The sequence below is a fragment of the Streptomyces erythrochromogenes genome, from assembly GCF_040684695.1.
In the GTDB taxonomy this organism is placed as follows: Bacteria; Actinomycetota; Actinomycetes; order Streptomycetales; family Streptomycetaceae; genus Streptomyces; species Streptomyces erythrochromogenes_C.
This window is the reverse complement of the sequence record NZ_JBFBGM010000028.1, coordinates 71,305-95,785: the sequence shown is the minus strand read 5'-3', so window position 1 is coordinate 95,785 and position 24,481 is coordinate 71,305. Positions and strand designations below refer to the sequence as shown.

Annotated in this window: 21 protein-coding genes; 11 read left to right on the top strand and 10 right to left on the bottom strand. The window is 70.7% G+C overall.

The annotated features are described in order from the left end of the window. Nucleotides 1-13: 13 nt before the first annotated feature. From AB0O53_RS31380 to AB0O53_RS31365, 4 genes are all read left to right on the top strand, one after another. Entirely contained in the window at nt 14-898 is an 885-nt protein-coding gene (locus tag AB0O53_RS31380; protein ID WP_365200113.1) for a LysR family transcriptional regulator, read from the top strand. Between the two features lie 259 nt (nt 899-1,157). Continuing rightward, the gene (locus tag AB0O53_RS31375; protein ID WP_350987770.1) at nt 1,158-1,286 is read left to right on the top strand and encodes a hypothetical protein; all 129 of its coding nucleotides are present in this window, start codon (nt 1,158-1,160) and stop codon (nt 1,284-1,286) included. Nucleotides 1,287-1,379: 93 nt separating this feature from the next. Continuing rightward, entirely contained in the window at nt 1,380-2,420 is a 1,041-nt protein-coding gene (locus AB0O53_RS31370; RefSeq protein WP_350987769.1) for a 3-isopropylmalate dehydrogenase, read from the top strand. Nucleotides 2,421-2,646: 226 nt separating this feature from the next. Continuing rightward, nucleotides 2,647-3,732 carry a branched-chain amino acid aminotransferase gene (locus tag AB0O53_RS31365; protein WP_350987768.1) on the top strand — a complete coding sequence of 362 codons (1,086 nt, stop codon included), beginning with the start codon at nt 2,647-2,649 and terminating at the stop codon, nt 3,730-3,732. Nucleotides 3,733-3,806: 74 nt separating this feature from the next. On the opposite strand, the gene AB0O53_RS31360 is transcribed toward AB0O53_RS31365, so the two are convergent. After that, entirely contained in the window at nt 3,807-5,231 is a 1,425-nt protein-coding gene (locus AB0O53_RS31360) for a cytosine permease (protein WP_350987767.1), read from the bottom strand. 157 nt (nt 5,232-5,388) lie between these two features. Between AB0O53_RS31360 and AB0O53_RS31355 the strand changes: the two genes are divergently transcribed. The 4 genes from AB0O53_RS31355 (at nt 5,389) to AB0O53_RS31340 (ending at nt 10,486) form a co-directional block, all read left to right on the top strand. Next, on the top strand, nt 5,389-6,438 hold the full coding sequence (locus AB0O53_RS31355) for an agmatine deiminase family protein (protein WP_365200107.1): 1,050 nt from the start codon (nt 5,389-5,391) through the stop codon (nt 6,436-6,438). Nucleotides 6,439-6,468: 30 nt separating this feature from the next. Further along, the gene (locus AB0O53_RS31350) at nt 6,469-7,092 is read left to right on the top strand and encodes a TetR/AcrR family transcriptional regulator (RefSeq protein WP_350987765.1); all 624 of its coding nucleotides are present in this window, start codon (nt 6,469-6,471) and stop codon (nt 7,090-7,092) included. A 321-nt stretch (nt 7,093-7,413) separates the two neighbouring features. After that, nucleotides 7,414-9,042: a citramalate synthase gene (gene cimA / locus AB0O53_RS31345; protein ID WP_350987764.1), complete on the top strand. Its 1,629-nt coding sequence runs from the start codon at nt 7,414-7,416 to the stop codon at nt 9,040-9,042. A gap of 88 nt (nt 9,043-9,130) precedes the next feature. Continuing rightward, nucleotides 9,131-10,486, top strand: a complete 1,356-nt coding sequence (locus AB0O53_RS31340; protein WP_365200103.1) for a hypothetical protein — start codon at nt 9,131-9,133, stop codon at nt 10,484-10,486. Between the two features lie 32 nt (nt 10,487-10,518). Here the strand turns inward: AB0O53_RS31340 and AB0O53_RS31335 are convergent, their stop codons facing one another. Next, a complete protein-coding gene (locus AB0O53_RS31335; RefSeq protein ID WP_350987762.1) occupies nt 10,519-11,127 on the bottom strand; it encodes a YceI family protein in 609 nt (202 codons plus the stop codon). 275 nt (nt 11,128-11,402) lie between these two features. Between AB0O53_RS31335 and AB0O53_RS31330 the strand changes: the two genes are divergently transcribed. Beyond that, the gene (locus AB0O53_RS31330) at nt 11,403-12,986 is read left to right on the top strand and encodes an acyl-CoA carboxylase subunit beta (RefSeq protein ID WP_359129351.1); all 1,584 of its coding nucleotides are present in this window, start codon (nt 11,403-11,405) and stop codon (nt 12,984-12,986) included. Nucleotides 12,987-13,009: 23 nt separating this feature from the next. Then, the gene (locus AB0O53_RS31325) at nt 13,010-13,210 is read left to right on the top strand and encodes an acyl-CoA carboxylase subunit epsilon (RefSeq protein WP_136231844.1); all 201 of its coding nucleotides are present in this window, start codon (nt 13,010-13,012) and stop codon (nt 13,208-13,210) included. 154 nt (nt 13,211-13,364) lie between these two features. Here the strand turns inward: AB0O53_RS31325 and AB0O53_RS31320 are convergent, their stop codons facing one another. The 8 genes from AB0O53_RS31320 to AB0O53_RS31285 form a co-directional block, all read right to left on the bottom strand. Beyond that, nucleotides 13,365-13,949, bottom strand: coding sequence for a GTP-binding protein (locus AB0O53_RS31320; protein WP_007266770.1), 585 nt, complete (start codon nt 13,947-13,949; stop codon nt 13,365-13,367). Then, complete coding sequence (locus tag AB0O53_RS31315; RefSeq protein WP_350987760.1) at nt 13,930-14,472, bottom strand: DUF742 domain-containing protein; 543 nt, start codon at nt 14,470-14,472, stop codon at nt 13,930-13,932. The genes AB0O53_RS31320 and AB0O53_RS31315 overlap by 20 nt, the downstream gene beginning before the upstream one ends. A 93-nt stretch (nt 14,473-14,565) precedes the next feature. After that, nucleotides 14,566-14,979, bottom strand: a complete 414-nt coding sequence (locus AB0O53_RS31310) for a roadblock/LC7 domain-containing protein (protein WP_030037347.1) — start codon at nt 14,977-14,979, stop codon at nt 14,566-14,568. Nucleotides 14,980-14,989: 10 nt separating this feature from the next. Beyond that, complete coding sequence (locus AB0O53_RS31305) at nt 14,990-18,181, bottom strand: sensor histidine kinase (protein WP_365200099.1); 3,192 nt, start codon at nt 18,179-18,181, stop codon at nt 14,990-14,992. A 308-nt stretch (nt 18,182-18,489) separates the two neighbouring features. Then, the gene (locus AB0O53_RS31300) at nt 18,490-19,071 is read right to left on the bottom strand and encodes a GTP-binding protein (RefSeq protein WP_046776286.1); all 582 of its coding nucleotides are present in this window, start codon (nt 19,069-19,071) and stop codon (nt 18,490-18,492) included. Further along, on the bottom strand, nt 19,052-19,444 hold the full coding sequence (locus AB0O53_RS31295) for a DUF742 domain-containing protein (RefSeq protein WP_030037344.1): 393 nt from the start codon (nt 19,442-19,444) through the stop codon (nt 19,052-19,054). The genes AB0O53_RS31300 and AB0O53_RS31295 overlap by 20 nt, the downstream gene beginning before the upstream one ends. Nucleotides 19,445-19,596: 152 nt before the next feature. Then, nucleotides 19,597-20,010, bottom strand: coding sequence for a roadblock/LC7 domain-containing protein (locus AB0O53_RS31290; RefSeq protein WP_030846990.1), 414 nt, complete (start codon nt 20,008-20,010; stop codon nt 19,597-19,599). A 9-nt stretch (nt 20,011-20,019) separates the two neighbouring features. Continuing rightward, on the bottom strand, nt 20,020-23,667 hold the full coding sequence (locus AB0O53_RS31285) for a sensor histidine kinase (RefSeq protein WP_365200096.1): 3,648 nt from the start codon (nt 23,665-23,667) through the stop codon (nt 20,020-20,022). Nucleotides 23,668-24,243: 576 nt separating this feature from the next. On the opposite strand from AB0O53_RS31285, the gene AB0O53_RS31280 reads away from it, so the two are divergent. Further along, nucleotides 24,244-24,432 (top strand): hypothetical protein, encoded by a 189-nt coding sequence (locus tag AB0O53_RS31280; RefSeq protein WP_030029864.1) that lies wholly within the window; start codon nt 24,244-24,246, stop codon nt 24,430-24,432. Nucleotides 24,433-24,481: the final 49 nt, after the last annotated feature.

Here is a 24,481-nt window from a genome sequence, read left to right as displayed (position 1 = left end):
GGTGGGGGCCCCGGTGTCCGATCTCCTCCCGCAGGAACTGCGGATCCTGGTGGCCGTCGCGGAAGCCCGCGGCTTCTCCGCCGCGGCCGCGGCGCTGGGCCTCACCCAGTCGGCCGTGTCGCACTCGGTGCGCGGCAGCGAGGCCAAGCTCGGCGCGGTGCTCTTCGAGCGCGGGCGGTCCGGGGCGTCGCCCACGCCGGCGGGGGAGCGGGCGGTCGGCCACGCCCGCCGCATCCTGCGGCTGTACGAGGTCATGGGCGCCGAGGCGCGCGGGGCGGGCCGGGACGGCGGCCCCGACACGCTCGGCGGCGTCCTGCGGATCGCGGCGTTCCGCAGCGCCGCCCTGCACCTGCTGCCCCCCGCCCTCCAGCGGCTGACCGCCCGGCACCCGGGCCTGCGTCCCGAGGTCCGCGTGGTGCGCGAGATCGGCGCCGGCGCGGCCGGGGAAGTCGCGGCGGGACGCGCGGACCTGGCCATCGCCACCCTGGGCGGCTCGCCGGACGCGGCGCCGCCCGGCCTGCTGACCGGGGTGCTCACGCAGGAGGCGTACCACCTGGTGCACCCGGCAGGGCATCCCGACCCGAGGGCGCTGCCCCTCATGGACTGGGACGAGAACTGCGGCTCCTACACCCGCGCCTGGTGGCGGGCGCAGGACTGGATCCCGCGGGCGACGGTCAAGGCGGAGGACGACGCGATGGTGCTGACCATGGTCGCCCGGGGCCTCGGGATGGCGATCATGCCCGAGCTCTCGCTGAGGGAGGCGACCGAGGCCGTGGAGATCACCGGACTGGGCCCGCGGGGGCCGGTGAGGCAGGTGGGATACGTCACTACGGCGGAAGCGGCCTCCACTCTCGCCATCAGGGCTCTGATCAGGGAACTTCGCTCCGAGAGGGGCTGAAACGGACTCCCGGGAAGCGGCTTTTCGAGGGGATTCGCGTCTCAGATAGTAGGAAGTCCGAGTAACTGCCGAGACATACAGCGGGACCTGCCCTAGCTTTGTAGGAGCCGAACGTCTCGCCGATCAGGCGAATGGCGGTCGAGAGCGCGCGCCCCTGGCAGGCAACCCCTGCGGCGCCGGCTCCCCGCCTCTTCCGGCGCCTTGAAGGAACCCCTCATCCGTGGCCCCGCCACGCCGTGATCTCAAGGAGTCGATCACCATGAACGCAACCACCACCGCCCGCCGCACCCGCCACGCCTCCGCCTCGGCCGACGAGCGCAAGAACGCCGCCGCCGCCCTGCAGCGCGCCCTCGACCGCCGCGACAACGGCGGCTCGACCGGCCACTGACGGCACCCCTGACACAACGCCCGCCCGGGACATTTCACGTCCACATCGTGGACGTGAAATGTCTGAGGGCTGGACACGGAGTACGGTTTCGCCATGTCGACCAGCATCAATCTCGCAGTGATCCCCGGTGATGGCATCGGCCAGGAAGTCGTGGCTCAGGGACTCAAGGTCCTTACCGCGGTCCTGCCCCAGGATGTGAAGCTGGAGACCAAGCAATACGACCTCGGTGCCCAGCGCTGGCACCGCACCGGCGAGACCCTCCCGGACGCCGAGCTCGAAGCCCTGCGGCACCACGACGCGATCCTTCTGGGCGCGATCGGCGACCCCTCGGTCCCGTCCGGCGTGCTGGAGCGCGGCCTGCTGCTGAAGCTGCGCTTCGCCTTCGACCACTTCATCAACCTGCGCCCGTCGAAGCTGTTCCCCAACACCGCCACCCCGCTGGCGGGCCGCCCGGACATCGACTTCGTCGTGGTCCGTGAGGGCACCGAGGGGCCGTACACCGGCAACGGCGGCAGCCTGCGCACGGGTACCCCGGCCGAGGTGGCCACCGAGGTCAGCATCAACACGGCGTACGGCGTCGAGCGCGTCATCCGCGACGCGTACGAGCGGGCCGACTCCCGCCCCCGCAAGAAGCTGACGCTGGTCCACAAGAACAACGTCCTCGTGTACGCGGGCCACATGTGGAAGAACATCTTCGACAAGGTCGGCCAGGAGTACCCCGAGGTCACCACGGACTACCTGCACGTCGACGCCGCGACGATCTTCTTCGTCACCCAGCCGGAGCGCTTCGACGTCATCGTCACGGACAACCTCTTCGGTGACATCCTCACCGACCTGGCCGCCGCCGTCACCGGTGGAATCGGCCTGGCCGCCTCCGGGAACATCAACCCGACCGGCGCCTTCCCGTCCATGTTCGAGCCCGTCCACGGCTCGGCCCCGGACATCGCCGGCACCGGCAAGGCCGACCCGACCGCGACGATCCTCTCCGTCGCGCTCCTGCTGCGCCACCTGGGCTACGAGGCCGAGGCCGTCCGCATCGAGGACGCGGTCTCCGCGGACCTCGCCGAGCGCGACGGAACCTTCCGCTCCACCGACGCGATCGGCGACGCCCTCGCCGCGCGAGTAGCCGGCTGACCCGGCCGCTCCGCCTCAGGAAGCCGCCGGGTCACAATGGGACCCGGCGGCTTCTCCTGTGCGGCCCCGGGTGCCACCATCTCCCCTGGGCCGCAATCCCCCGCTTCTCCGAAGCCTGCCCGCGCGCGATAATCGAACGCGAGGCCGCGGAATGCGGGGAAGCTCGGACGTCCTAGTACGCCGTGAGCGCGGTCCGCCATACACAACCGGTGAAGGACAAGCACTCATGACGACGCCCACGATCGAGCTCAAGCCCTCCTCGAACCCGCTGTCCGACGCGGAGCGCGAAGCGATCCTGGCCAGCCCCGGCTTCGGCCGCCACTTCACCGACCACATGGTGACGATCAAGTGGACCGAGGGCCGCGGTTGGCACGACGCCGAACTGGTCCCGTACGCGCCGCTCTCGATCGACCCGGCGAACATGACCCTGCACTACGCGCAGACGATCTTCGAGGGCCTCAAGGCCTACCGCCAGCCCGACGGCACCGTCGCCACGTTCCGCCCCGAGGCCAACGCCGCGCGCTTCCAGGCCTCGGCCCGCCGCATGGCCATGCCCGAGCTGCCGGTCGAGCTCTTCATCGAGGCCTGCGACGCCCTGATCAAGCAGGACCGCGCCTGGGTGCCGGACTCCGGCGAGGCCTCGCTGTACCTGCGGCCCTTCATGTTCGCCTCCGAGGTGGGCCTCGGCGTCCGCCCGGCCAACGAGTTCCTCTTCATCGTCATCGCCTCGCCCGCCGGCGCGTACTTCCCCGGCGGCGTCAAGCCCGTCTCCGTCTGGCTCTCCGAGGACTACGTCCGCGCGGTCAAGGGCGGTACCGGCGCGGCCAAGACCGGTGGCAACTACGCCGCGTCGCTGGTCGCCCAGGCCCAGGCCGCCGCTCACGGCTGCGACCAGGTGGTCTGGCTGGACGCCGTCGAGCACCGCTGGATCGAGGAGATGGGCGGGATGAACCTGTACTTCGTGTACGGCGACCGCATCGTCACCCCCGAACTCACCGGCTCGCTGCTCCCCGGCATCACCCGCGACTCCCTCCTCACCATCGCCCGCGACCTCGGCTACACCGCCGAAGAGGGCCGCCTGACCACCGAGGACTGGCAGCGCGACAACGCCAACGGCACCCTCACCGAGGTGTTCGCCTGCGGCACGGCCGCCGTCATCACCCCCGTCGGCTCGGTCAAGTCCGAGCGCGCCGACTGGACCCAGGGCGACGGCGAGCCCGGCGAGGTCACCATGCGCCTGCGCAAGGCGCTGCTGGAGCTCCAGACCGGCCGCGCCGCCGACACCCACGGCTGGATGCACCCCCTGGGCTAGTTCTTCCCCGCGTACGCCGACGGGCCCGCACCTTCCGGATCTCCGGGGGCGCGGGCCCGCTCGCGTACGGGGCCTCAGGCGTTCGCCGGCTCCTCCACGGCCGCCGCCGGGGCCTCGGCGGGAGCGCGGCGGGCGGTGAGCGCGGCGTACACGAGGCCTCCGGTGAGCCCGGAGAGGACGAAGGAGCAGTCCACGCCGCCGGTGAGGGCCAGCAGCGGCCCCTCGTAGAAGGGGGTGGTCACGGCGAGCAGGCCGACGGCCGCGCCGATCGCCCAGGACGCCGTGGCCGCGAGGTTCCAGCCGGAGCGGTACCAGTAGATCCCGCCCACCGAGCGGCGGTTGAAGACCTGGAGCGCGTCGGCGTCGTAGACCCCGCGGCAGCGCACGTGCCCGATCAGGGTGACCACGGCCCACGGGGTGCCGATCGCGGTCAGCACCAGCACGAACGAGGTCATCGCGGACTGCACGTCCCACTCGAAGGACCCGACGAAGACGAAGGCGGTCGCGACGGCCGCGGCGATCACGGTGGCCGTGGTGCGGGTCGCCCGGGGGACGATCGCGTCGAGGTCCAGGCCCATGGAGTAGAGCATCAGCCCGGCGTTGCCGACCGAGCCCGCCGCGGCGGCCGTCAGCAGGGGGAGCAGGTACCACAGCGGTGCGGCCTCGACCAGCGGACCGGCGTAGTCCAGGCCCGCCCGGGCCGCGAGCGCCGTGTAGGTGCCGAAGAGCTGCGGGATCAGCAGGCCGATCAGCAGCCCGAAGGCGGTGGCCCACAGGACCTTGCGCGAGCCGTGCCGGCGCGGGGAGATGTAGCGCGTGTAGTCGCCCAGCAGGGTGATGAAGGCGACGGGCCCGCTGAGCCCGGCGGCGACGGCGGCCAGCAGCCACGTCGGCCAGAAGGAGCCGAGCAGGTACGCCGTCTCGGGCGGCGCGGCGGTGGTGAAGTCCGGGGCGTACGCGACGAAGCCCGCCGCCAGCAAGACCACCATGGCGATGGACAGGACCTTGCTCATGCGCAGCAGCAGCCGGTAGCCGAAGACGGCCGCGACGACGGTGCACGCGGCGAGCAGGCCGTACATCACCGCACGCGAGAGCCCGGTGTCCGGGAGCCCGGTGAGCCGCGCGAGGGTGCCGACCATCACGTCGCCGCCGATCCACAGCGTGAGGGCGGTGTATCCGAGCGAGAGCAGCAGACCCACCACCGAGCCCACGAGCCGTCCGCGGACACCGAACTGCGCGCCGCTGGAGGTGGAGAGGTTGGTCGCGGTGCGCAGGGAGACGAGCGCCAGCGGCGCGGTGAAGGCGATGCCGACCAGGGTGCCGGTCACGATGGCCGTGACCGAGGGCCACAGGCCCAGTCCGAAGGACGGGGGCAGCCAGCCGAAGACGATCACACCGAGGCACAGGTTGGAGCCGAGCAGGATCGACACCAGGTCACGGGGTCCGCTGGTCCGCTCCTCCTCCGGGATGGTGTCGACTCCGCGCTGTTCGATGGGCATGGGGGACTCCCTTGGCAGGGCGGGGGGTGGGTGCGCTTGTATTTGAGCGACACTCAATGTGACTCAAGCCCTGTGTTCAGGTCAATGATTCCCAGCAAGGAAATGAAGAGTTAGAGTGATGCTCTAAGTCAGCACAGCCCGTAAGGACCTGCCTGCCATGACCACCAAGCCCGTGCACAACGGATTCCGGATGCCCGCCGAGTGGACGCCCCACGAGCGCACCTGGATGGCCTGGCCCAGCCCGAACCCGACCTTCACCGACGAGCAGGAGCTGGCCGAGGCCCGCGAGGCCTGGGGCGCCGTCGCCCGCGCCGTCCGCGCGTTCGAGCCCGTGACCCTCGTCGTCCCCCCGGGCGACGCCGAGAACGCCCGGGCGATCGCCGGCGCCGGCGACGGCCATCCGCTCGACGTGGTCGAGTGCGAACTCGACGACGCCTGGATGCGCGACATCGGCCCGACCTTCGTCATCAGCGACGCCGGCGAGCTGGCCGCCGTCGACTGGACCTTCAACGGCTGGGGCGCCCAGGAGTGGGCCCGCTGGGACCACGACTCCAAGATCGCCCGCCAGGTCTCGGACCTGCTCGGCACCCGCACGTTCAGCACCCCGCTGGTCAACGAGGGCGGCGCCATCCACGTCGACGGCGAGGGCACCGTGCTGCTCACCGACACCGTCCAGCTGGGCAAGGGCCGCAACCCCGACTGGACCCGCGAGCAGGTCGAGGCCGAGATCCACGCCCACCTCGGCACCACCAGGGCGATCTGGCTGCCGTACGGCCTGGCCGGCGACTACGGCACCTACGGCACCCAGGGGCACGTCGACATCGTCGCGGCCTTCGCCCGCCCCGGCGTGGTCATGGTGCACACCCAGCCCGACCCGACCCACCCGGACCACGAGCGCTGCAAGACCATCGCGGCGATCCTGCGCGCCTCCACCGACGCCCGGGGCCGGCAGCTGGAGGTCGTGGAGATCCCGGCGCCGACCGTGCTGGAGGAGGACGGCGAGTGGGTCGACTACTCCTACATCAACCACTACCTGTGCAACGACGGCGTCGTGCTGTGCTCCTTCGACGACCCGCGCGACGAGGAGGCCGCCGAGATCTTCCGCGGCCTGTTCCCCGAACGGACCGTGACCCTCGTCGACGCACGTACGATTTTCGCCGGGGGTGGCGGCATCCACTGCATCACCCAGCAGCAGCCGAAGGTCTGACCTGCGGCGGACCTCACGAAGGAGTGACCCATGGCGGCGGGTGGAGTACCGGTACGGGCGGCGCGCAAGAACGCGCCCCCGCGCGAGGACGTACTCGTCGCCGCCATGGCCACGATCGCCGAGCGCGGGCTGGAAGGCCTGACCATGGCCGGTCTGGGCCGCGAGGTCGGCATGAGCAGCGGCCACCTCCTCTACTACTTCCGCAGCAAGGACGAGCTCCTGCTCCAGACGCTGGAGTGGAGCGAGGCCGAACTGGGCGGCGCGCGGCGGGCCCTGCTCGCCCGCCGCGGGCCGGTGGCCGAGCGCCTCCGGGCGTACGTGGACCTGTACGTGCCCACGCAGGCCCGCGACCCGCACTGGACGCTGTGGCTGGAAGTGTGGAACCGCTCCCAGAACGCCGGACCCCAGGAACGCGACCGGCAGGCGGCCATCGAGGGCGCCTGGCACCGCGACCTGGTCGCACTCCTCGCCGAGGGCATCTCGCGCGGGGAGTTCCGTCCCGTGGACGCCGAGCGCGTGGCCACCCGCATCCGGGCCCTGCTCGACGGCTTCAGCATCCAGCTGGCGGTGGGCCTGCCCACCGCCTCCCGCGAGGAGATCCTGGAGCACGTGCGCGAGTACGTCAGCGAGGCGCTCGCCCCGCACGGCACGTAGGCCGACCTCCGTGCCCGCATGGTGAGATGGCTGTCCATCCGCGGCGGGCGGTGTGCCACACTGCGGGCGTGCCTGCTCAGCTCATGATTATTGCCAGCAGCGCGCCGGTCCCCCGTGGCCGCTGAACCGTGGAAGAACTCCGCGGTGGCGGCCACCGTGCCTCGGACCCGCGTGCAGACCTCTCGCTACCCGCGAGAGGTTTTTTCGTTTCCCGGCCCATCCCTGCCGGGAGCGGACTGCGCGCGATGATGGGGGCAGTGACGGCGGCCTTCCCCCTTGGCGGGTTTCCGGAACCACTCATCCGACAGGAGTCAGATCAGCATGACGACGACACCAGAGGCGGCAACCGCGCTCGCCGGGGGCCTGGACGACAGCTTCCACGTCTTCGACACCACCCTGCGCGACGGCGCCCAGCGTGAGGGCATCAACCTCACGGTCGCCGACAAGCTGACGATCGCCCGCCATCTGGACGACTTCGGAGTGGGCTTCATCGAGGGCGGCTGGCCCGGCGCCAACCCCCGCGACACCGAGTTCTTCGCCCGCGCCCAGGCGGAGATCGACTTCAAGAACGCCCAACTGGTCGCCTTCGGCGCCACCCGCCGGGCCGGCGGCTCGGCCGACCAGGACCCGCAGGTGCGGGCCCTGCTGGAGTCCGGCGCCCCCGTGATCACGCTCGTTGCCAAGTCCCACGACCGCCACGTCGAGCTCGCCCTGCGCACCACCCTGGACGAAAACCTGGAGATGGTCCGGGACACCGTCTCCCACCTGGTCGCCCAGGGCCGCCGGGTCTTCGTCGACTGCGAGCACTTCTTCGACGGCTACCGGGCCAACGCCGAGTACGCGAAGGCCGTCGTGCGCACGGCCCACGAGGCCGGCGCCGACGTCGTCATCCTCTGCGACACCAACGGGGGCATGCTGCCCGCCCAGGTGACGGCGACCGTCGCCACCGTCCTCGCCGACACCGGCGCCCGGCTCGGCATCCACGCCCAGGACGACACCGGCTGCGCCGTCGCCAACACCCTGGCCGCCGTCGACGCCGGCGCCACCCACGTCCAGTGCACCGCCAACGGGTACGGCGAGCGCGTCGGCAACGCCAACCTGTTCCCCGTCGTCGCCGCACTGGAGATCAAGTACGGGCGCAAGGTGCTCCCCGACGGCGCGCTCGCCGAGATGACCCGGATCTCGCACGCCATCGCCGAGGTCGTCAACCTCACGCCCTCCACCCACCAGCCCTACGTCGGCGTCTCCGCCTTCGCGCACAAGGCGGGCCTGCACGCCTCGGCGATCAAGGTCGACCCGGACCTCTACCAGCACATCGACCCCGAGCGGGTCGGCAACACCATGCGGATGCTGGTCTCCGACATGGCGGGCCGCGCCTCCATCGAACTCAAGGGCAAGGAGCTCGGCGTCGAGCTCGGCGGGGACCGCGCGCTGATCTCCCGCGTCGTGGAGCGGGTCAAGGAGCGCGAGCTCCAGGGCTACACCTACGAGGCGGCCGACGCCTCCTTCGAGCTGCTCCTGCGGGCCGAGGCCGAGGGGCGGGCCCGCAAGTACTTCCGCATCGAGTCCTGGCGCGCGATCGTCGAGGACCGCCCGGACGGCACCCACGCCAACGAGGCCACGGTCAAGCTGTGGGCCAAGGGCGAGCGGATCGTCGCGACGGCCGAGGGCAACGGACCGGTCAACGCGCTGGACCGGGCCCTGCGGGTGGCGCTGGAGCGGTTCTACCCGCAGCTCGCCAAATTCGAGCTGGTCGACTACAAGGTCCGCATCCTGGAGGGCACGCACGGCACGGAGTCCACGACGCGCGTGCTCGTCGCCACGACGGACGGGGTCCGCGAGTGGTCGACGGTCGGCGTCGCCCCGAACGTGATCGCCGCCTCCTGGCAGGCCCTGGAGGACGCCTTCACCTACGGCCTCCTCCACGCGGGCGTCGAGCCGGCCGAGTAGAGCTCGGCGCCGCACCGGTGGCCACCGGCCGGGCGGCCCTTATGTCCTGCTCACACGGGAAAGTACCGGTTCGGGTAGCGTCATGGATATGAGGACCAGGCTGATATCCATACGTTGGGGATCGTTGCTGTCCGGTCTGCTGCTGGCCCTCGGTGCGACCGCCCTGGCGGCCGCACCGCAGGCGTCGGCCGCCACCGGAGTCGCCGCCGTGGCCGAGGCCCTCAAGGAGGGGCCCGTCTACGTCGATCCGCGGGCCCAGGCGCAGCTGCCGAAGGCCGAGGCCGATGCGCTCGCGAAGAAGATCAAGGACGCCGGAAAGCCGGTCTTCGTCGCCGTGCTCCCGGCCACCGCCGAGTTCCCGCAGGACAAGGTGCTCGCCGCGGTCCGCGCGGAGACCGGCATCACCGGGCTCTACGCGATCCGGCTCGGCGACGGCTTCAACGCCGGCGCCGACCGGGCGGTCATGCCGACCAACGCCGTGCGCAACCTCACCGAGGCGGTCAAGACGGGCGCCCCGGTCGACGCGAGCACCCAGCTCAACAACTTCGTGGACCAGGCCCTGACGCAGACCGGGGGCAGCGCCCCCGGCTCCTGGGGCACCACCGGCGCCGACGCCGGCGTCCCGGTCGGCGGGCTGGTCACCCTCGGGGCGGTGGCCGCGATCGGCGGCGGCGGTGCCTACGCGCTGGTCCGCCGCAACCGCAGGAAGAAGGAAGAGGCCCGCCGCGAGGCCGTGGAGCGGCTGAGCGTGGTCGTCGACGAGGACATCACGGCCTTCGGCGAGGAGCTGGAGCGCCTCGACTTCCACCCCGGCGAGCCCGGCGCCGACGACGCCATGCGCGAGGACTACGAGCGCGGGCTCGACTCCTACGAGAAGGCCAAGCAGATCATGGCCTCCGTCCGGTACCCGGAGGAGGTCACCGGGGTGACCCAGGCCCTGGAGGACGGCCGGTACGCCCTGGCCCGTCTGGACGCGCGCCGGCGGGGCGAGCCGGTGCCGGAGCGCCGCGCCCCGTGCTTCTTCGACCCGCGCCACGGGCCGAGCACCGAGGACGCCACGTGGGCCCCGGCCGCCGGTGCTGCGCGTACCGTGCCCGTCTGCACGGCGGACGCGGTGCGGCTGCGCGACGGTCTGGACCCGGCCGTGCGCACGGTCGACACCGAGCGCGGACCGCGGCCCTACTACGATGCCGGCCCGGCGTACGGGCCCTGGGCCGGCGGCTACTTCGGCGGCGGCATCCTGCCCGGCCTGCTCGTGGGCACGATGCTCGGTTCGGTGATGTCGACGCCGGCCTACGCCGCTGACTACGGCGGCGGCATGGGCGGCGGCTACGACGGAGGGGACTACTCCGGGGCCGACTTCAACCCGTCCGACTTCGGCGGCGGGGACTTCGGCGGCGGAGGCGGGTTCGACGGCGGCGGATTCGACGGGGGCGGTTTCTAGAGCGCGCCGCCCCCGGGTCGCCGTGCGGGCGGTCAGGCCTGCTTGATGGCGGAGATGTCGAAGGTCAGCTTCACCTTGTCGCTGACCACGACGCCGCCGGTCTCCAGCGCCGCGTTCCAGGTCAGGCCCCAGTCCGAGCGCAGGATGTCCGTGCTGCCCTCGAACCCGACGCGCTGGTTGCCGTACGGGTCGGTGGCGGAGCCGTTGAACTCCAGGTCGATGGAGAGCGGCCGGGTCACGTCCTTGATGGTCAGGTCGCCGGTGATCCGGTAGGTGTCCCCGCCGAGGAAGGCGGCCTCGGTGGAGCGGAAGGTCATCAGCGGGAAGGCCTCGGCGTCGAAGAAGTCGCCGCTGCGCAGGTGGCCGTCGCGGTCGGCGATGCCGGTGTCCACGGAGGCGATCTTGACGTCGATGGAGGCCGTGGAGCGGGCCGGGTCGGAGCCGTCCAGGTGCAGGGTGCCCTCGTGGTCGGCGAAGGAGCCGCGGACGTTGGTCACCATCGCGTGGCGCACGGTGAAGCCGATGCTGCTGTGGGCCGGGTCGATGACGTAGTCGCCGGTGAGGGCGGCCAGCGCCGGGTCCACTTCCAGGGTGGCGACGGCGGCGGTGTTCTCCGGGGTGCGGCGGTTGAAGAGACCCATGACTAACTCCTCGGTAGTGATTCCGTGTGGGGGGCGCCGAAGCTGTTTAAGTTTCAACGACTTCGACACCACAGACACTAGAACCATTCCGTTCAAATTTCAACCACTGGTCGGGGTGTCGGCGAATTCTGTGAGAGTCCTACAACCGGCGATGACGCCATCTGGCGGAGTCCTTACTTCCACCGGTGGTTCTGTGCGGGCCGGACAGCGGAAGACTCCCGAGACTGTGCGGAATGAACGGAGGTTTTTCATCACGATCTTCGTAAGGTCGGTACATGACCGTTGTGGACCAGATCCCGAGCGAGCCGACGGACGCCCGTGGGCGCGTGGCCGAGCTGCACTCCCTGCGCGAGCAGGCGCGGCGTGGACCGAGTGACCGTGCGACCGAGGCCCAGCACGCGAAGGGCAAGCTGACGGCGCGCGAGCGCATCGCACTGCTCCTCGACGAGGGTTCCTTCAGGGAGGTCGAGCAGCTGCGCCGCCACCGGGCGACCGGCTTCGGCCTCGAGAACAAGAAGCCGTACACCGACGGTGTCATCACCGGCTGGGGCACGGTCGAGGGCCGCACGGTCTTCGTCTACGCGCACGACTTCCGGATCTTCGGCGGCGCCCTGGGCGAGGCCCACGCCACCAAGATCCACAAGATCATGGACATGGCCATCGCGGCCGGTGCCCCGCTGGTCTCCCTCAACGACGGCGCCGGCGCCCGTATCCAGGAGGGCGTCTCCGCCCTCGCCGGCTACGGCGGCATCTTCCAGCGCAACACCAAGGCCTCGGGCGTCATCCCGCAGATCTCGGTGATGCTCGGCCCGTGCGCCGGCGGAGCCGCGTACTCCCCGGCCCTCACGGACTTCGTCTTCATGGTCCGCGACACCTCGCAGATGTTCATCACCGGCCCGGACGTGGTCCGCGCGGTGACCGGCGAGGAGATCACCCAGAACGGCCTCGGCGGCGCCGACGTGCACGCCGAGACCTCGGGCGTCGCGCACTTCGCGTACGACGACGAGGAGACCTGCATCTCCGAGGTCCGCTACCTCATCTCGATGCTCCCCTCGAACAACCGCGAGAACCCGCCCGTCCACGAGACGAGCGACCCGGCGGACCGGCGCAGCGAGGTCCTCCTGGACCTGGTGCCCGCGGACGGCAACCGCCCGTACGACATGCACAAGGTCATCGAGGAGCTCGTCGACGACGGCGACGTCCTGGAGATCCACGAGCGCTGGGCCCGCAACATCATCTGCGCCCTGGCGCGGATGGACGGCCAGGTCGTCGGCATCGTCGCCAACCAGCCCGCCCACCTCGCCGGCGTCCTCGACATCGAGGCCTCGGAGAAGTCCGCGCGCTTCGTCCAGATGTGCGACGCCTTCAACATCCCGATCATCACGCTGCTGGACGTCCCCGGCTTCCTGCCGGGCGTCGACCAGGAGCACGGCGGCATCATCCGCCACGGCGCCAAGCTGCTGTACGCGTACTGCAACGCCACCGTCCCGCGGATCTCGCTGATCCTGCGCAAGGCCTACGGCGGCGCGTACATCGTCATGGACTCCCAGTCCATCGGCGCCGACATCACCTACGCCTGGCCCACCAACGAGATCGCCGTGATGGGCGCCGAGGGCGCTGCCAACGTCATCTTCCGCAAGCAGATCGCGGACGCCGAGGACCCCGAGGCCATGCGCACGCGCATGGTCAAGGAGTACAAGTCCGAGCTGATGCACCCGTACTACGCGGCCGAGCGCGGCCTCGTCGACGACGTCATCGACCCCGCCGAGACCCGCGAGGTGCTCGTCAGCGCCCTCGCGATGCTCCGCAACAAGCACGCCGATCTGCCGTCCCGCAAGCACGGCAACCCGCCGCAGTAACCGCGAAGGAGATCTGCCACCCCATGACCCACGCCTCTGACACCCTGCTCCGCGTCGAGAAGGGCAACGCCGCGCCCGAGGAGCTGGCCGCGATCACCGCGATCCTGCTCGCCCGCGCCGCCGCCACTCCCGAGGAGACCGCGGTCCGCCTGCCCCGCCAGGCCGGCTGGCGCCGACTGGAGCGCACCCCGGGCTTCCGCGCCCCGCACAGCTGGCAGGGCTGAGTCCCGAAGCACCGAAGGCCCCGCACCCGTCCAGGGTGCGGGGCCTTCCGCGTACCGTCGCGCGTCCGTGCCACCGCGGAGCCCACGCAGGCGAAGGCCACGGCGAAGGCCCCCGCGTCGTGGACACAGGGGCCTGTCGGGACGCGGCCGGTTCCTACCGCAGGCGCGCCATGAGGGCGTGCTCGACGAGCGTGATGAGCGCGCTCTTGGCGTCCGCGCGGTGGCGGGCGTCCGTGGTGATGATGGGGGCGTCCGGGCCGATCTGCAGGGCCTCGCGGACTTCCTCCGGCGTGTAGGGCTGGTGCCCGTCGAAGCCGTTGAGGGCGATGACGAAGGGCAGGCCGCTGTTCTCGAAGTAGTCGACCGCGGGGAAGCAGTCGGCGAGACGGCGCGTGTCGACGAGCACGACGGCGCCGATGGCGCCGCGGACCAGGTCGTCCCACATGAACCAGAAGCGGTCCTGGCCGGGGGTGCCGAACAGGTACAGGATCAGGTCCTGGTCGAGCGTGATGCGGCCGAAGTCCATGGCGACCGTGGTGGTCGTCTTGTCACCGGTGTGGGTGAGGTCGTCGATGCCCGCGCTCGCGGACGTCATGACGGCTTCGGTGCGCAGCGGGTTGATCTCGGACACGGCCCCGACGAACGTGGTCTTGCCCACGCCGAAGCCGCCCGCCACCACGATCTTCGCGGAGGTGGTGGAGCGGGGAGCCGCTCCGCCGTTAGAGCTTGCGAAGTCCACTGAGCACCCTTTCGAGCAGTGTCACGTCTGGCTGGCCACCGGCAGACTCGTCGCCGCCGGGCTGGTGAATGGCGACAAGGCCCGCCTCCGCCAGGTCGGCTACGAGGATGCGGGCGACACCAAGAGGAATGGAGAGGAGTGCCGAGATCTCCGCGACGGATTTGATCTCCTGGCACAGGCGGCAGATGCGCTGGTGCTCGGGCAACTGCCCTTGCAGACGCGCGGGATCCGCCGTGGTACTGACCAGCGCCTCGATGGCGAGCTGGTAGCGCGGCCGAGTACGGCCGCCGGTCATCGCGTACGGGCGCACCAGCGGGTTGTGGGCCTTCGGCGCCGGCTGCCGCGGGGCGCGCGGAGGCGCCTGCGGGGGCATCTGGGGCTGCTGGGGCTGTCCGTACTGCTGGTAGTGGTTCTGCTCCGGCACGGGCCGGCTCGGTGCGGAGGGGAAGTTGAAGCGGTTCTGGTCGTGCCCACCCTGCGGCTGCTGCGCGCCGCCATAAGGATGTCCTCCGGGTGTTGTCACGTCTCCTCCTCCGACTCCAAGAACGCAGTACTCCCTGTGGAACCGCGCCACCGCACCCTACGGTGCGATGGCGCGAAACGCACTGCCTGTTTGCTAGTTGAGAAGGCTTCCCTGCAGTTCGGCGCGCAGGTCCGGGGTCAGGACACTGCCCGCGCGATCCACCAGAAGAGCCATCTCGTAGCCCACGAGGCCGATGTCGCACTCCGGGTGCGCCAGCACCGCGAGGGACGATCCGTCCGAGACGGACATGAGGAACAGGAATCCCCGGTCCATCTCGACCACGGTCTGGTTCACGGCGCCACCCTCGAAGATGCGGGAGGCACCGGCGGTCAGCGAGGTCAGTCCGGAGGCCACGGCCGCCAGCTGATCGGCGCGGTCGCGCGGAAATCCGTCGGACATCGCCAGAAGAAGGCCGTCGGCGGAGACCACCACCGTGTGCGACACCCCGGGGGTGTTGTCCACGAAATTGGTGATCAACCAGTTCAGGTTCTGTGCCGCCTGGCTCATCGGGCTCACACTAACGCTCCTGGTCATAGCTGTTACTTGACTGCTCAGTACCCGCGCTGCGTCCCTGCTGGACACCCCGCCGCAGGTTGCTCAACCTGCCGCGGACGTCCTCCGGAGCGCGGGAGACCTGGGGGCCGCCCTGCGGGGTCGTCTCCGCTGCGCCCTCGACCAGGTTGGCCTTGGGCACGCGCCGAGGGAGACCGGACGAGGTGACCCCGCCCGCCTTCGGCTCACGGAGTTTGGCGGCCTGCTGCCAGCGCTCGTCGTTGCCCGAGCGCCACGCCGTGCCACCGTCCTGGTCCTGGTCCTGCTCCGCCGCCGCGGCCTGCCGCTGACGCTGCGGCCGCTGCTCGAAGAGAGACCCGGGGGACTCCGCTTCCTGCTGTGCCGGCTGCCACTGCTGCTGGCTGCCGCGTCGCGGCAGGCCCGCTCCGGTCATTTGGTGACCGGTGTCGGCAGCGGCGCCCGGACGGTCGAAGCCTACGCGCTCCGCGGCCGGTTCGGGGACGGCCTGGGATTCCGATTCAGTCCCGTAATCCTGCTGGTAGGCAGCCGGATACGTGTTCTGCTCGGGCCACTCGGCCTGCCCCGACTGGGCTTCGTAGCCCCCGTCGTAGCTCTGAGTGCTCGACTGCTGGTCCGGGTAGCCGTCTTCCGTATAGGCGTAGTCCTGCTGCGGGTACGCCTCGTACCCCTGCTGCGCGCCCTGTCCGTCGTACGCAGGTTCGTAACCCTGCTCGGACTGCTGCTCGTAGCCCTGGTACGGCTGGTACCCGTGCTCAGGCTGAGGTTCCGGATAGCCCTGGCCGCCCTGCTCGGCGTAGCCCTGCTGCTCCTGCGAGGGGCCGACCTGGGCCTCCAGAGCGGCACGCCGCTCCTCGCGGCCGAGCGAACGGCCGACCGGGTCGAGCCCGGGAACCTCGCCGCCCTGCTCGTAGCGCGAGTCGTCGAAGCCGAGCTCCGCGGCCGTGCGCATCGGGGCGGCCTGCTGGCTCTTCTGCTCCGGAATGATCTGCGAGACCGTGAAGTCGTCGTCCGGGATGCCCTCGCCACCGCCACCGTGCGTGATGGCGTCGGGGAGCATGATCAGCGAGGTGGTGCCCGCGGCCTCGCCCGAGGGGCGCAGCTGGACGCGGATGTTGTGGCGGTCCGCCAGCCGGCCGACCACGAAAAGACCCATGCGCTGCGAGATCGCGGCGTCCACGGTCGGCGGGTTGGCGAGCTTGTGGTTGATGTCCGCGAAGTCCTCGGCGGTGAGGCCGATGCCCTTGTCGTGGATCTCGACCATCACGCGGCCGTCGGGCAGACGCGTGGCGTTGACGCGGACCTTGGTCTGCGGGGAGGAGAACGTGGTGGCGTTCTCCAGCAGCTCGGCGAGCAGGTGCACGAGGTCGGTCACGGCCTGGCCGTGGATCTCGGCCTCGGAGACGCCGGAGAGCTCGATGCGCTCGTACTGCTCCACCTCGGAGGAGGCGGCGCGGAGCACGTCCACGAGGGGCACCGGCTGGTCCCAGCGGCGGCCCGGCTCCTCACCCGCGAGGATGAGGAGGTTCTCGCCGTTGCGGCGCATGCGGGTGGCCAGGTGGTCCAGGCGGAAGAGGTTCTCCAGCTGGTCCGGGTCGGCCTCGTTGTTCTCCAGGTCGGTGATGAGGGTCAGCTGGCCCTCGATCAGCGACTGGTTGCGCATGGAGAGGTTGGTGAAGATCGCGTTGACGTTCCCTCGCAGGAGCGCCTGCTCGGCGGCGAGCCGGACCGCTTCCCGGTGGACCTGGTCGAAGGCGCGGGCGACCTCGCCGATCTCGTCCTGGGAGTCGATCGGGATCGGGTGGACACGGGTGTCGACCTTGCCCGGATCGGTGCGCGAGAGCTGGTCGACGAGCGACGGCAGGCGCTGCTCGGCGATGTCGAAGGCGGCGGTGCGCAGGCGGCCCATCGCACGGCCCATCTGGCGGGCCATCATGCCGGCCAGGATGAAGGCGGCGAGCAGGGCCACGACCACGATGGCGCCGTTGGTGATGGCGTCGGCGCGGGCGTCGTCGGAGACCGCGACGGCGTCGTTGACGGCCTTCTCGAGGAGTTCCTTCTCGACCTCGTCGTAGCCGTCGAACTTGGAGGTCGCGGCGAACTGCCACGCCGCCGGCGTGGTGCCGCCCTCGATGACCTTCTTCTTCGGCTCGCCGCTGGCGATCGCCTCGGTCATGCCGGTGAGGATCGACTTGTTGATCGGCGAGACGGGCGGGGCCTTGAAGGGGGTGCCGGCCTGCTCGGCGGCGGCCTTCGCCTCCGCGAGCTTCGCCGCGCCCTCCTCGGACTTCTTCGCCATGACCGTCTTCAGACGGTTCACGTCCTCCTCGGTACCCGCCGCGACGTACTCGCCGATGGCGATTTCCTCGAGGTAGGCGTAGGAGGAGAAGGCGACGAGCTGGGCCTTGCGGGTGTTCTCGTCGTTGCTCGGGCGCACCAGCAGGTGCGTGCCCACGGAGCGCTGGAGCGAGTTCGCCGCCTTGGCCAGCTGGATCGCGTAGACCATGCGGCCGTACGAGGTCACGTTGCCGGTGCCGAGCCCGAGCTCGTTGGCGAACTGCATCAGGTAGTGCTGGACGGTGACGTAGCCCTCTTCGGTCGGGATGGGGCCGAACGAAGCGGGCGGGTTCTTCTTGGGGCTCTCGATCGCGGCCTGGTAGGCCGTCTGACGGACGTCCGTCAGCTTGGGCTCCTCCGCGCGGAAGAGCTCCAGACGCCGTTCCATGCCCTGGTTCTCGGGCAGGTCCTGGACGGCCTTGTCGAACTTCTCCTTGGCCGCGGTGGTCGCCGCGTAGGCCTTGGTGACCTTGTCGTCCTTGGTCAGGCCGTTCAGGAGCGGCTCGGCGGTCAGGTCACGCTCGTTGAGCAGTGCCTGGCTGTATTCCGAGGCGGCCTGGACGACCCGGGCTATCTGCTCGGCGTCCTTGGCCTCGTTCCACGTGTCGACGGAGCCCTTCACCTGGAATCCGCCCATGACCAGGCCCACGAGGGCCGGCACGAGCAGGATGGCGTTCAGGCGGGTCGGCACGCGCCAGTTGCGGGGAGAGAACCTGCTGGTGCTCCCGCTCTTCACAGGCGGTTCCACGGGCACGTCGGCGGGCGACGTGGCCGCTCGCGGCGGCGGGGTGAAGTTGCCGCGCGCGGGTTCATCCGCGGGGCTTGCGTTGCTTCGCCTCACTCGACCAACAACCTCTCGGCGGTGCTACTAGCTAGTTCGTTGAATTCCAGCACGGTTGACGGCCCTGTTCCAAACAGTTGAAATCCGTGAGTCCTGGAGACTTATGCCTCACATAAACCGGACATAAAGAGCGTCCTGCGGCAAAAGCCGGGGCGGTTGTGAGCGCAGCGGCACCGGCCGAACGCATCCCGTTGCCAACTGGCGTCAATTCTCTGTCGAAACGTTATGAACGACAGGGGCGGGCCGTGTCATAAGACACAGCCCGCCCCTCCCGTGCGGCAGTTGGAGCCGCCCTGCTGCCCGCTCCGCTACTTGAGCCGCGCCATGAGGGCGTGCTCGACGAGCGTGATGAGCGCGCTCTTGGCGTCCGCGCGGTGGCGGGCGTCCGTGGTGATGATGGGGGCGCCGGGGCCGATCTGCAGGGCCTCGCGCACCTCCTCCGGCGTGTACGGCTGGTGTCCCTCGAAGCCGTTGAGCGCGACGACGAAGGGCAGGCCGCTGTTCTCGAAGTAGTCGACCGCGGGGAAGCAGTCGGCCAGACGGCGCGTGTCGACGAGCACGATCGCACCGATCGCGCCGCGGACCAGGTCGTCCCACATGAACCAGAAGCGGTCCTGGCCCGGCGTACCGAAGAGGTACAGGATCAGGTCCTGGTCGAGCGTGATGCGGCCGAAGTCCATGGCGACCGTCGTGGTCGTCTTGTCACCGGTGTGCGTGAGGTCGTCGATACCGGCGGAGGCGCTGGTCATGACGGCTTCGGTGCGCAGCGGGTTGATCTCGGACACGGCTCCGACGAACGTGGTCTTGCCCACGCCGAAGCCGCCCGCCACCACGATCTTCGCGGAGGTGGTGGAGCGGGGAGCCGCTCCGCTAGATGTTCCGAAGGCCACTGAGCACCCTTTCGAGCAGTGTTACATCCGGCGTGCCGCCGGCCTCTCCATTGCCCGGCTGGTGGATGGCCACCATGCCGGCCTCGGCCAGGTCGGCGACGAGGATGCGCGCCACACCGAGCGGCATGGACAGCAGCGCGGAGACCTCGGCGACCGACTTGACCTCACGGCACAGGGTGCAGATGCGCTGGTGCTCGGGGAGCAGGCCGGACAGGTGCATCGGATCGGCGGTGGTGCTGACCAGTGCCTCGATGGCGAGCTGGTAGCGGGGCCGGGTCCGGCCGCCGGTCATCGCATAGGGACGCACCAGCGGCTGATCGCCTTCCGAGTACGAATCTCCGTACGCATCGGGGTAGGCGGGGGGCGGGGTCATGGATCCTCCGGGCTGGACAGCAGTGGTCAGCGTGCCGTCTGACGGGGCGGCCGGTGGGGGGAACGGTATGACGGCCTGGCGGTGGTACTGGATTCCGGGGCGTGGGCCCCGGTCTCCCGGCCGGTAGTACCGTCCGGCCGGGAGAGGGGAAGTCAGCCGAGCAGGCTTCCCTGCAGTTCGGCGCGCAGGTCCGGGGTGAGGACACTGCCCGCGCGATCCACCAGAAGAGCCATCTCGTAGCCCACGAGGCCGATGTCGCACTCCGGGTGCGCCAGTACGGCCAGCGAGGATCCGTCGGACACGGACATGAGGAACAGGAATCCCCGGTCCATCTCGACCACGGTCTGGTTGACGGCGCCACCCTCGAAGATGCGGGAGGCACCGGCGGTCAGCGAGGTCAGTCCGGAGGCCACGGCCGCCAGCTGATCGGCGCGGTCGCGGGGGAATCCGTCGGACATCGCCAGAAGGAGGCCGTCGGCGGAGACCACCACCGTGTGGGACACCCCGGGGGTGTTGTCCACGAAGTTGGTGATCAACCAGTTCAGGTTCTGTGCCGCCTGGCTCATCGAACTCAACTAACGCTCCTGCTGGTAAGTGGGGTCGATGTGGTAACTGCCGGTCGTCTGGCTGTTGTTGCCAGCCTGACGGCCCTGCTGGATACCGCGTCGGAGGTTGGTCAGACGGCCGCGGACGTCGTCCGGCGCCCGCGAGACCTGCGGACCCGCCTGTGCGTCGGCCTGCTGCTGCGCGGTGCCGGCCACGAGGTTCGCTCGCGGGACCCGGCGGGGCAGCCCCGACGTCGTGATGCCGCCGGCGGCGGGCTGGCGCACGCGCTCGGCCTGCCGCATCAGCTCGTCGTTCGGCGACGACTTCCAGCTGACGGTCGGCATGCTGCCGGTCGCCGACTGGGCGGACTCGGCCGCGTGCTCCTGGCCGCGCTGCGGCAGCTGGTGCTGCTGCGGGGCCGGCGGAGCGGACTGCTGCGGCTGCTGGGGTACGGCCGGGACCTGCGCGGGGGGCTGCTGCCCCTCCTCGCGGAACCAGTTCGACTCCAGCGTGTCGAAGATCGGGCTGCGGGCCTCGCCGGGGCTCTGGGCCGGCGGCAGCGCCTCGGGCCGGTGGCCCTGCGGCAGCCGCGGAGCCTCGGGCCGCGCGGACGGTACGGGGGCGTACTCGCCGACCGGCTGCTGACCCTGCGGCTGCACGTGCTGCGGCTGGGGCTGCTGCGGGGCCTGCGGCTGGCGGGCGAAGCCGCCGACACCGGGACCGCCCGGCCGCTGGGGCTGGTAGCCCGGGCGCTCGAACTGACCGGTGCTGGACGGGTCGATGGGGCCCCGTACGTCCGGACGCTCGAACTGGCCGGTGGTGCTGCCCGCGCCGTCGCCCTGGGGCATCGGCGCGTTGAAGTCGGGGCGCGCGAACTCGGCCGTCGAGCCGGGGCCCGAGAGCTCGTCGTGACCGCGGGCCTGGTCCGACCCCCAGCTGGTGGTCTGCGGCCCGGGCAGCTCCGCACGGGCACCGGCGCCGGCGCCGCCGCGCGGCGGCAGCTGCGGCCGCTGGCCGCCCGCGGCCGGAGCCGCGGGACCGGTCGGCTGCTGCTGAGCCTGCTGGGGCTGGGGCTGCTGCGGACGCTCGAAGGCGTTGCCCTGCTGGAAGCCGGAGGCACCGGCGGGAGCCGGACGGGACTGCGGGTTGCCGCCGAAGCCGACGCTGGGGACCGGACCGCGCGTCGGCAGCGGCCCGGCGGCGCCGAAGCCGCCCTGGCCCTGTCCGGCGGTGGTCTGACCCGGCTGCTGTGGACGGGCGCCGGGAGCACCCGGGCCGCCCTGCTGCGGGGACCGGCCGCCCTGCGGACGCTGCTGGCCGGCGCCGCCGTCGCGACCCGGCAGGGCGGCGCGCTGGCCACCCCCGCCGACCTGGCCGCGCTGCGGGCCCGCGGCCACGGTGGGGCGTCCGCCCGGACCGGGCACGGAGGCCTGGGCACCGGGGCCGCCCTGGGCACCGCCCGGACCGCCCTGACCCGGCGTCGGACCCGGCTTCTTGCCGCCCTGGGCGACGTCCACCGGGAGCATGACGAGGGCCGTCGTGCCGCCCGAGTCGGAGGGGCGCAGCTGGATGCGGATGCCGTGTCGCAGGGACAGGCGGCCGACCACGAACAGACCCATGCGTCGGGAGACGGAGACGTCCACGGTGGGCGGCGACGCGAGCCGCTCGTTGATCGCGGCGAGGTCCTCCGGGGAGAGACCGATGCCGGTGTCGTGGATCTCGACGAGCACGCGGCCGTCGGGCAGCGCGTGACCGGTGACCTTGACCTTGGTCTGCGGGGAGGAGAACGAGGTGGCGTTCTCCAGCAGCTCTGCGAGGACGTGCACGAGGTCGTTGACGACGCGGCCGGCGACATCGGTGCCGGGCACCGACGCCAGCTCGACGCGCTCGTACTGCTCCACCTCGGACGCGGCGGCGCGGAGCACGTCGACGAGCGGGACGGGGCGGGTCCACCGGCGGCCCGGCTCCTCGCCCGCGAGGACGAGGAGGTTTTCGCCGTTACGGCGCATGCGGGTCGCGAGGTGGTCGAGCTTGAAGAGGGAGGACAGCTGGTCCGGGTCGGCCTCGCGCGACTCCAGTTCGGAGATGAGCGAGAGCTGACGCTGGATGAGGCCCTGCGAGCGGCGCGAGAGGTTGGTGAACATCGCGTTGACGTTGCCTCGCAGGAGGGCCTGCTCGGCGGCGAGGCGGACGGCCTCGCGGTGCACGTCGTCGAATGCCGCGGCCACCTGGCCGATCTCGTCGCGGGTGTGCACACCGACCGACTCCACGGACGTGTCCACGTCCTGCGGGTCGGACTCGGAGAGCTGCTTGACGAGCTCGGGCAGACGGTCCTGGGCGACCCGCGTCGCGGTGTCCTGCAGGCGGCGCAGCGAGCGGATCATCGAGCGGGCCATGACGAAGGCGCCGACGAGGGAGACACCGAGGACGAGGAGGATCAGCGCACCGTTGATGATGGCGTCCTGCTGGGCCTCGTTCTTCAGCTCGCGGGCCTTCTGCTCCATCTCCTCGAGCAGGGTCAGCTCGATGACCTTCATCGCCTGGAGCTTGGTGCCGTCCGCGTCGTACCAGTCCAGCCAGGACCGGTTCTTCTCGCGGAGGAAGGCGTCCTGGCTGGCCAGCACGCGGCGTGCGTAGTGGTCGGCGCTGGAGATCTCGGAGTTGCTGTCGCCCAGACCCGCGAGGAGTTCCTCGGTGCGGCCCTGGTAGACGAGCTCGAAGGTCGTCTTCGCCTGCTGCTCGCCCTTCTGGGCGGAGAGGGCGTAGAGACGGTCGTTCTCCTGGAGCCGGCCCTGCTTGTCCGAGGTCTCGGGCAGCGAGGCGGCGATGATCGCGCGCTGGATGGAGGCGTACTCCTTGGCGGCGGAGAACGCGGCCAGGGCACGGGTACGCTTGATCATCTCCGGGTTGGAGGTGGCCTGCGCCATGTCCTGGGAGAGCGAGAGCAGCGAGACGATCATCGCGTTGTACTCGCTGACGGTCTGCTGGGCGCCGTTGGCGTACGCCTTGGTGCGGATCGTCTCGATGTTCGTGAGCTGACGACCGATCTGCAGCACGTTGTTGCGGATCGACTTGAGGGTGTCGTCCTTCTCGCCCGTGCTGTCGACCTTGTCGGTCGCGGCGGCGAAGGCCTTGGCGGCGGTGTCGGTCTGCGCGCGGGCGCCGTCGACACTGCTGTTGCTCTTGCCCCCGGAGAGCGAGAGCGGACCCGCGGAGAGGTCGCGCTCCTCCTGGAGCATGGCGGCCAGGTTGGTGGCCTGTCGCGTCATGGTCGTCAGCAGCTGCATGTGCTCGAGCTGCGCGATGTCATTGAGCGAGTCGTTGATGCGGAAGCCACCGAGCGTGGTGGCGGCGACGACCGGCAGGGTCAGCAGCGACACGAGTCGCGTGCTGATGCGCCAGTTCTGCATGGCGAGGCGAGAGCCGGGCCCACTGGGGGCCTTCGGTATCGCCACGTCCTGCTCGGTCGACCCGGCCTTGTCCTTGGACCTGGCCTTCACGGACTTCACGGACTTCACACGGCCCTTGGCCTTCACCGCTGCGGAAGCGTCGGGGCCTGCGCCCTCGACAGCCGGCCCGCGGTTCTGGGCGTGCTGGGGCGAGGAGCCACGGTCGGTCCCGCCGCGCGGCTCCTGCTCCGCCGCAGCGCTGCCATCCCTCTTGAATCGTCCCTGCACTAGCGTCGCAACCTCTGGACCAGGCGTCCCGCCGGGCGACCGGCGGAACGGTGTCGAGTCGTGGGGCGCTTTCGGCCCCATGGTGGTCGTCGGTGACCGGCGCGTCTCCCTTTCTTTCCGCCGCTCGGCGCGGTGTCGCGCCACCTGCGCGCCGGACTGAGTCCCGCGGCGGTCCCGCGAATTCCAGCACAGTGGCGGATCTCCAACAAGGTGCGCGCGTTCCCCGGAGAGTCGGTCACTTCACGTGACAGACGCACTACGCGATGTGCGACCGCATTCGGTTGAAATCGGACTTACGCCATCCAAACAACATGGCTGGCAAGGTGTCCCAGTCGCGATGATCAGGAGCGGAATGGCGCATTCAGTGGCGCAATGTCCGTTTCGACGGGTCTCGTTGACTGTCCGATATGGAAGCAATGTCTGGTCACGGGTGAGCAAACTCACATAGCCGTGGCCATTACTTCCCGGTTCGGCGGGGGATTCAGATGTTTAGCCTTGCCCCTTAAAGGGTTGGCGCATGGGTTGGTGTGTGCGCCGGCCGACATCCACAGACCGAACCGAGGACCCCGAACTCCGATGAAGACGACGACGATGTTCCGCAACATAGCCAACCCCCGCCGCACCACCCTCGCGCACCTCAAGGACGCCGAGGAGCTGCAGGCGGCACCGGCCACCCCGGAGCACGCCGTCGAGCTGCCGACGCAGACCGCCAACCCCCGGCGCACGGTCCTCATGGACGCGCCGGTCGCCGCCGCCGCGCAGTAAGCCGCCCCGCACGGAACGTGAAGCGCCGCTGCCCGCCGCGTTAGCCTGG

Coding starts and splice junctions, on each gene's coding strand:
- AB0O53_RS31340 (WP_365200103.1), top strand. CDS start 9,131: ATGAGGACCAGGCTGATATCCATACGTTGGGGATCGTTGCTGTCCGGT.
- AB0O53_RS31325 (WP_136231844.1), top strand. CDS start 13,010: ATGACCCACGCCTCTGACACCCTGCTCCGCGTCGAGAAGGGCAACGCC.
- AB0O53_RS31360 (WP_350987767.1), bottom strand. CDS start 5,231: ATGCCCATCGAACAGCGCGGAGTCGACACCATCCCGGAGGAGGAGCGG.
- AB0O53_RS31350 (WP_350987765.1), top strand. CDS start 6,469: ATGGCGGCGGGTGGAGTACCGGTACGGGCGGCGCGCAAGAACGCGCCC.
- AB0O53_RS31335 (WP_350987762.1), bottom strand. CDS start 11,127: ATGGGTCTCTTCAACCGCCGCACCCCGGAGAACACCGCCGCCGTCGCC.
- AB0O53_RS31280 (WP_030029864.1), top strand. CDS start 24,244: ATGAAGACGACGACGATGTTCCGCAACATAGCCAACCCCCGCCGCACC.
- AB0O53_RS31290 (WP_030846990.1), bottom strand. CDS start 20,010: ATGAGCCAGGCGGCACAGAACCTGAACTGGTTGATCACCAACTTCGTG.
- AB0O53_RS31375 (WP_350987770.1), top strand. CDS start 1,158: ATGAACGCAACCACCACCGCCCGCCGCACCCGCCACGCCTCCGCCTCG.
- AB0O53_RS31330 (WP_359129351.1), top strand. CDS start 11,403: ATGACCGTTGTGGACCAGATCCCGAGCGAGCCGACGGACGCCCGTGGG.
- AB0O53_RS31310 (WP_030037347.1), bottom strand. CDS start 14,979: ATGAGCCAGGCGGCACAGAACCTGAACTGGTTGATCACCAATTTCGTG.
- cimA (WP_350987764.1), top strand. CDS start 7,414: ATGACGACGACACCAGAGGCGGCAACCGCGCTCGCCGGGGGCCTGGAC.
- AB0O53_RS31370 (WP_350987769.1), top strand. CDS start 1,380: ATGTCGACCAGCATCAATCTCGCAGTGATCCCCGGTGATGGCATCGGC.
- AB0O53_RS31295 (WP_030037344.1), bottom strand. CDS start 19,444: ATGACCCCGCCCCCCGCCTACCCCGATGCGTACGGAGATTCGTACTCG.
- AB0O53_RS31365 (WP_350987768.1), top strand. CDS start 2,647: ATGACGACGCCCACGATCGAGCTCAAGCCCTCCTCGAACCCGCTGTCC.
- AB0O53_RS31355 (WP_365200107.1), top strand. CDS start 5,389: ATGACCACCAAGCCCGTGCACAACGGATTCCGGATGCCCGCCGAGTGG.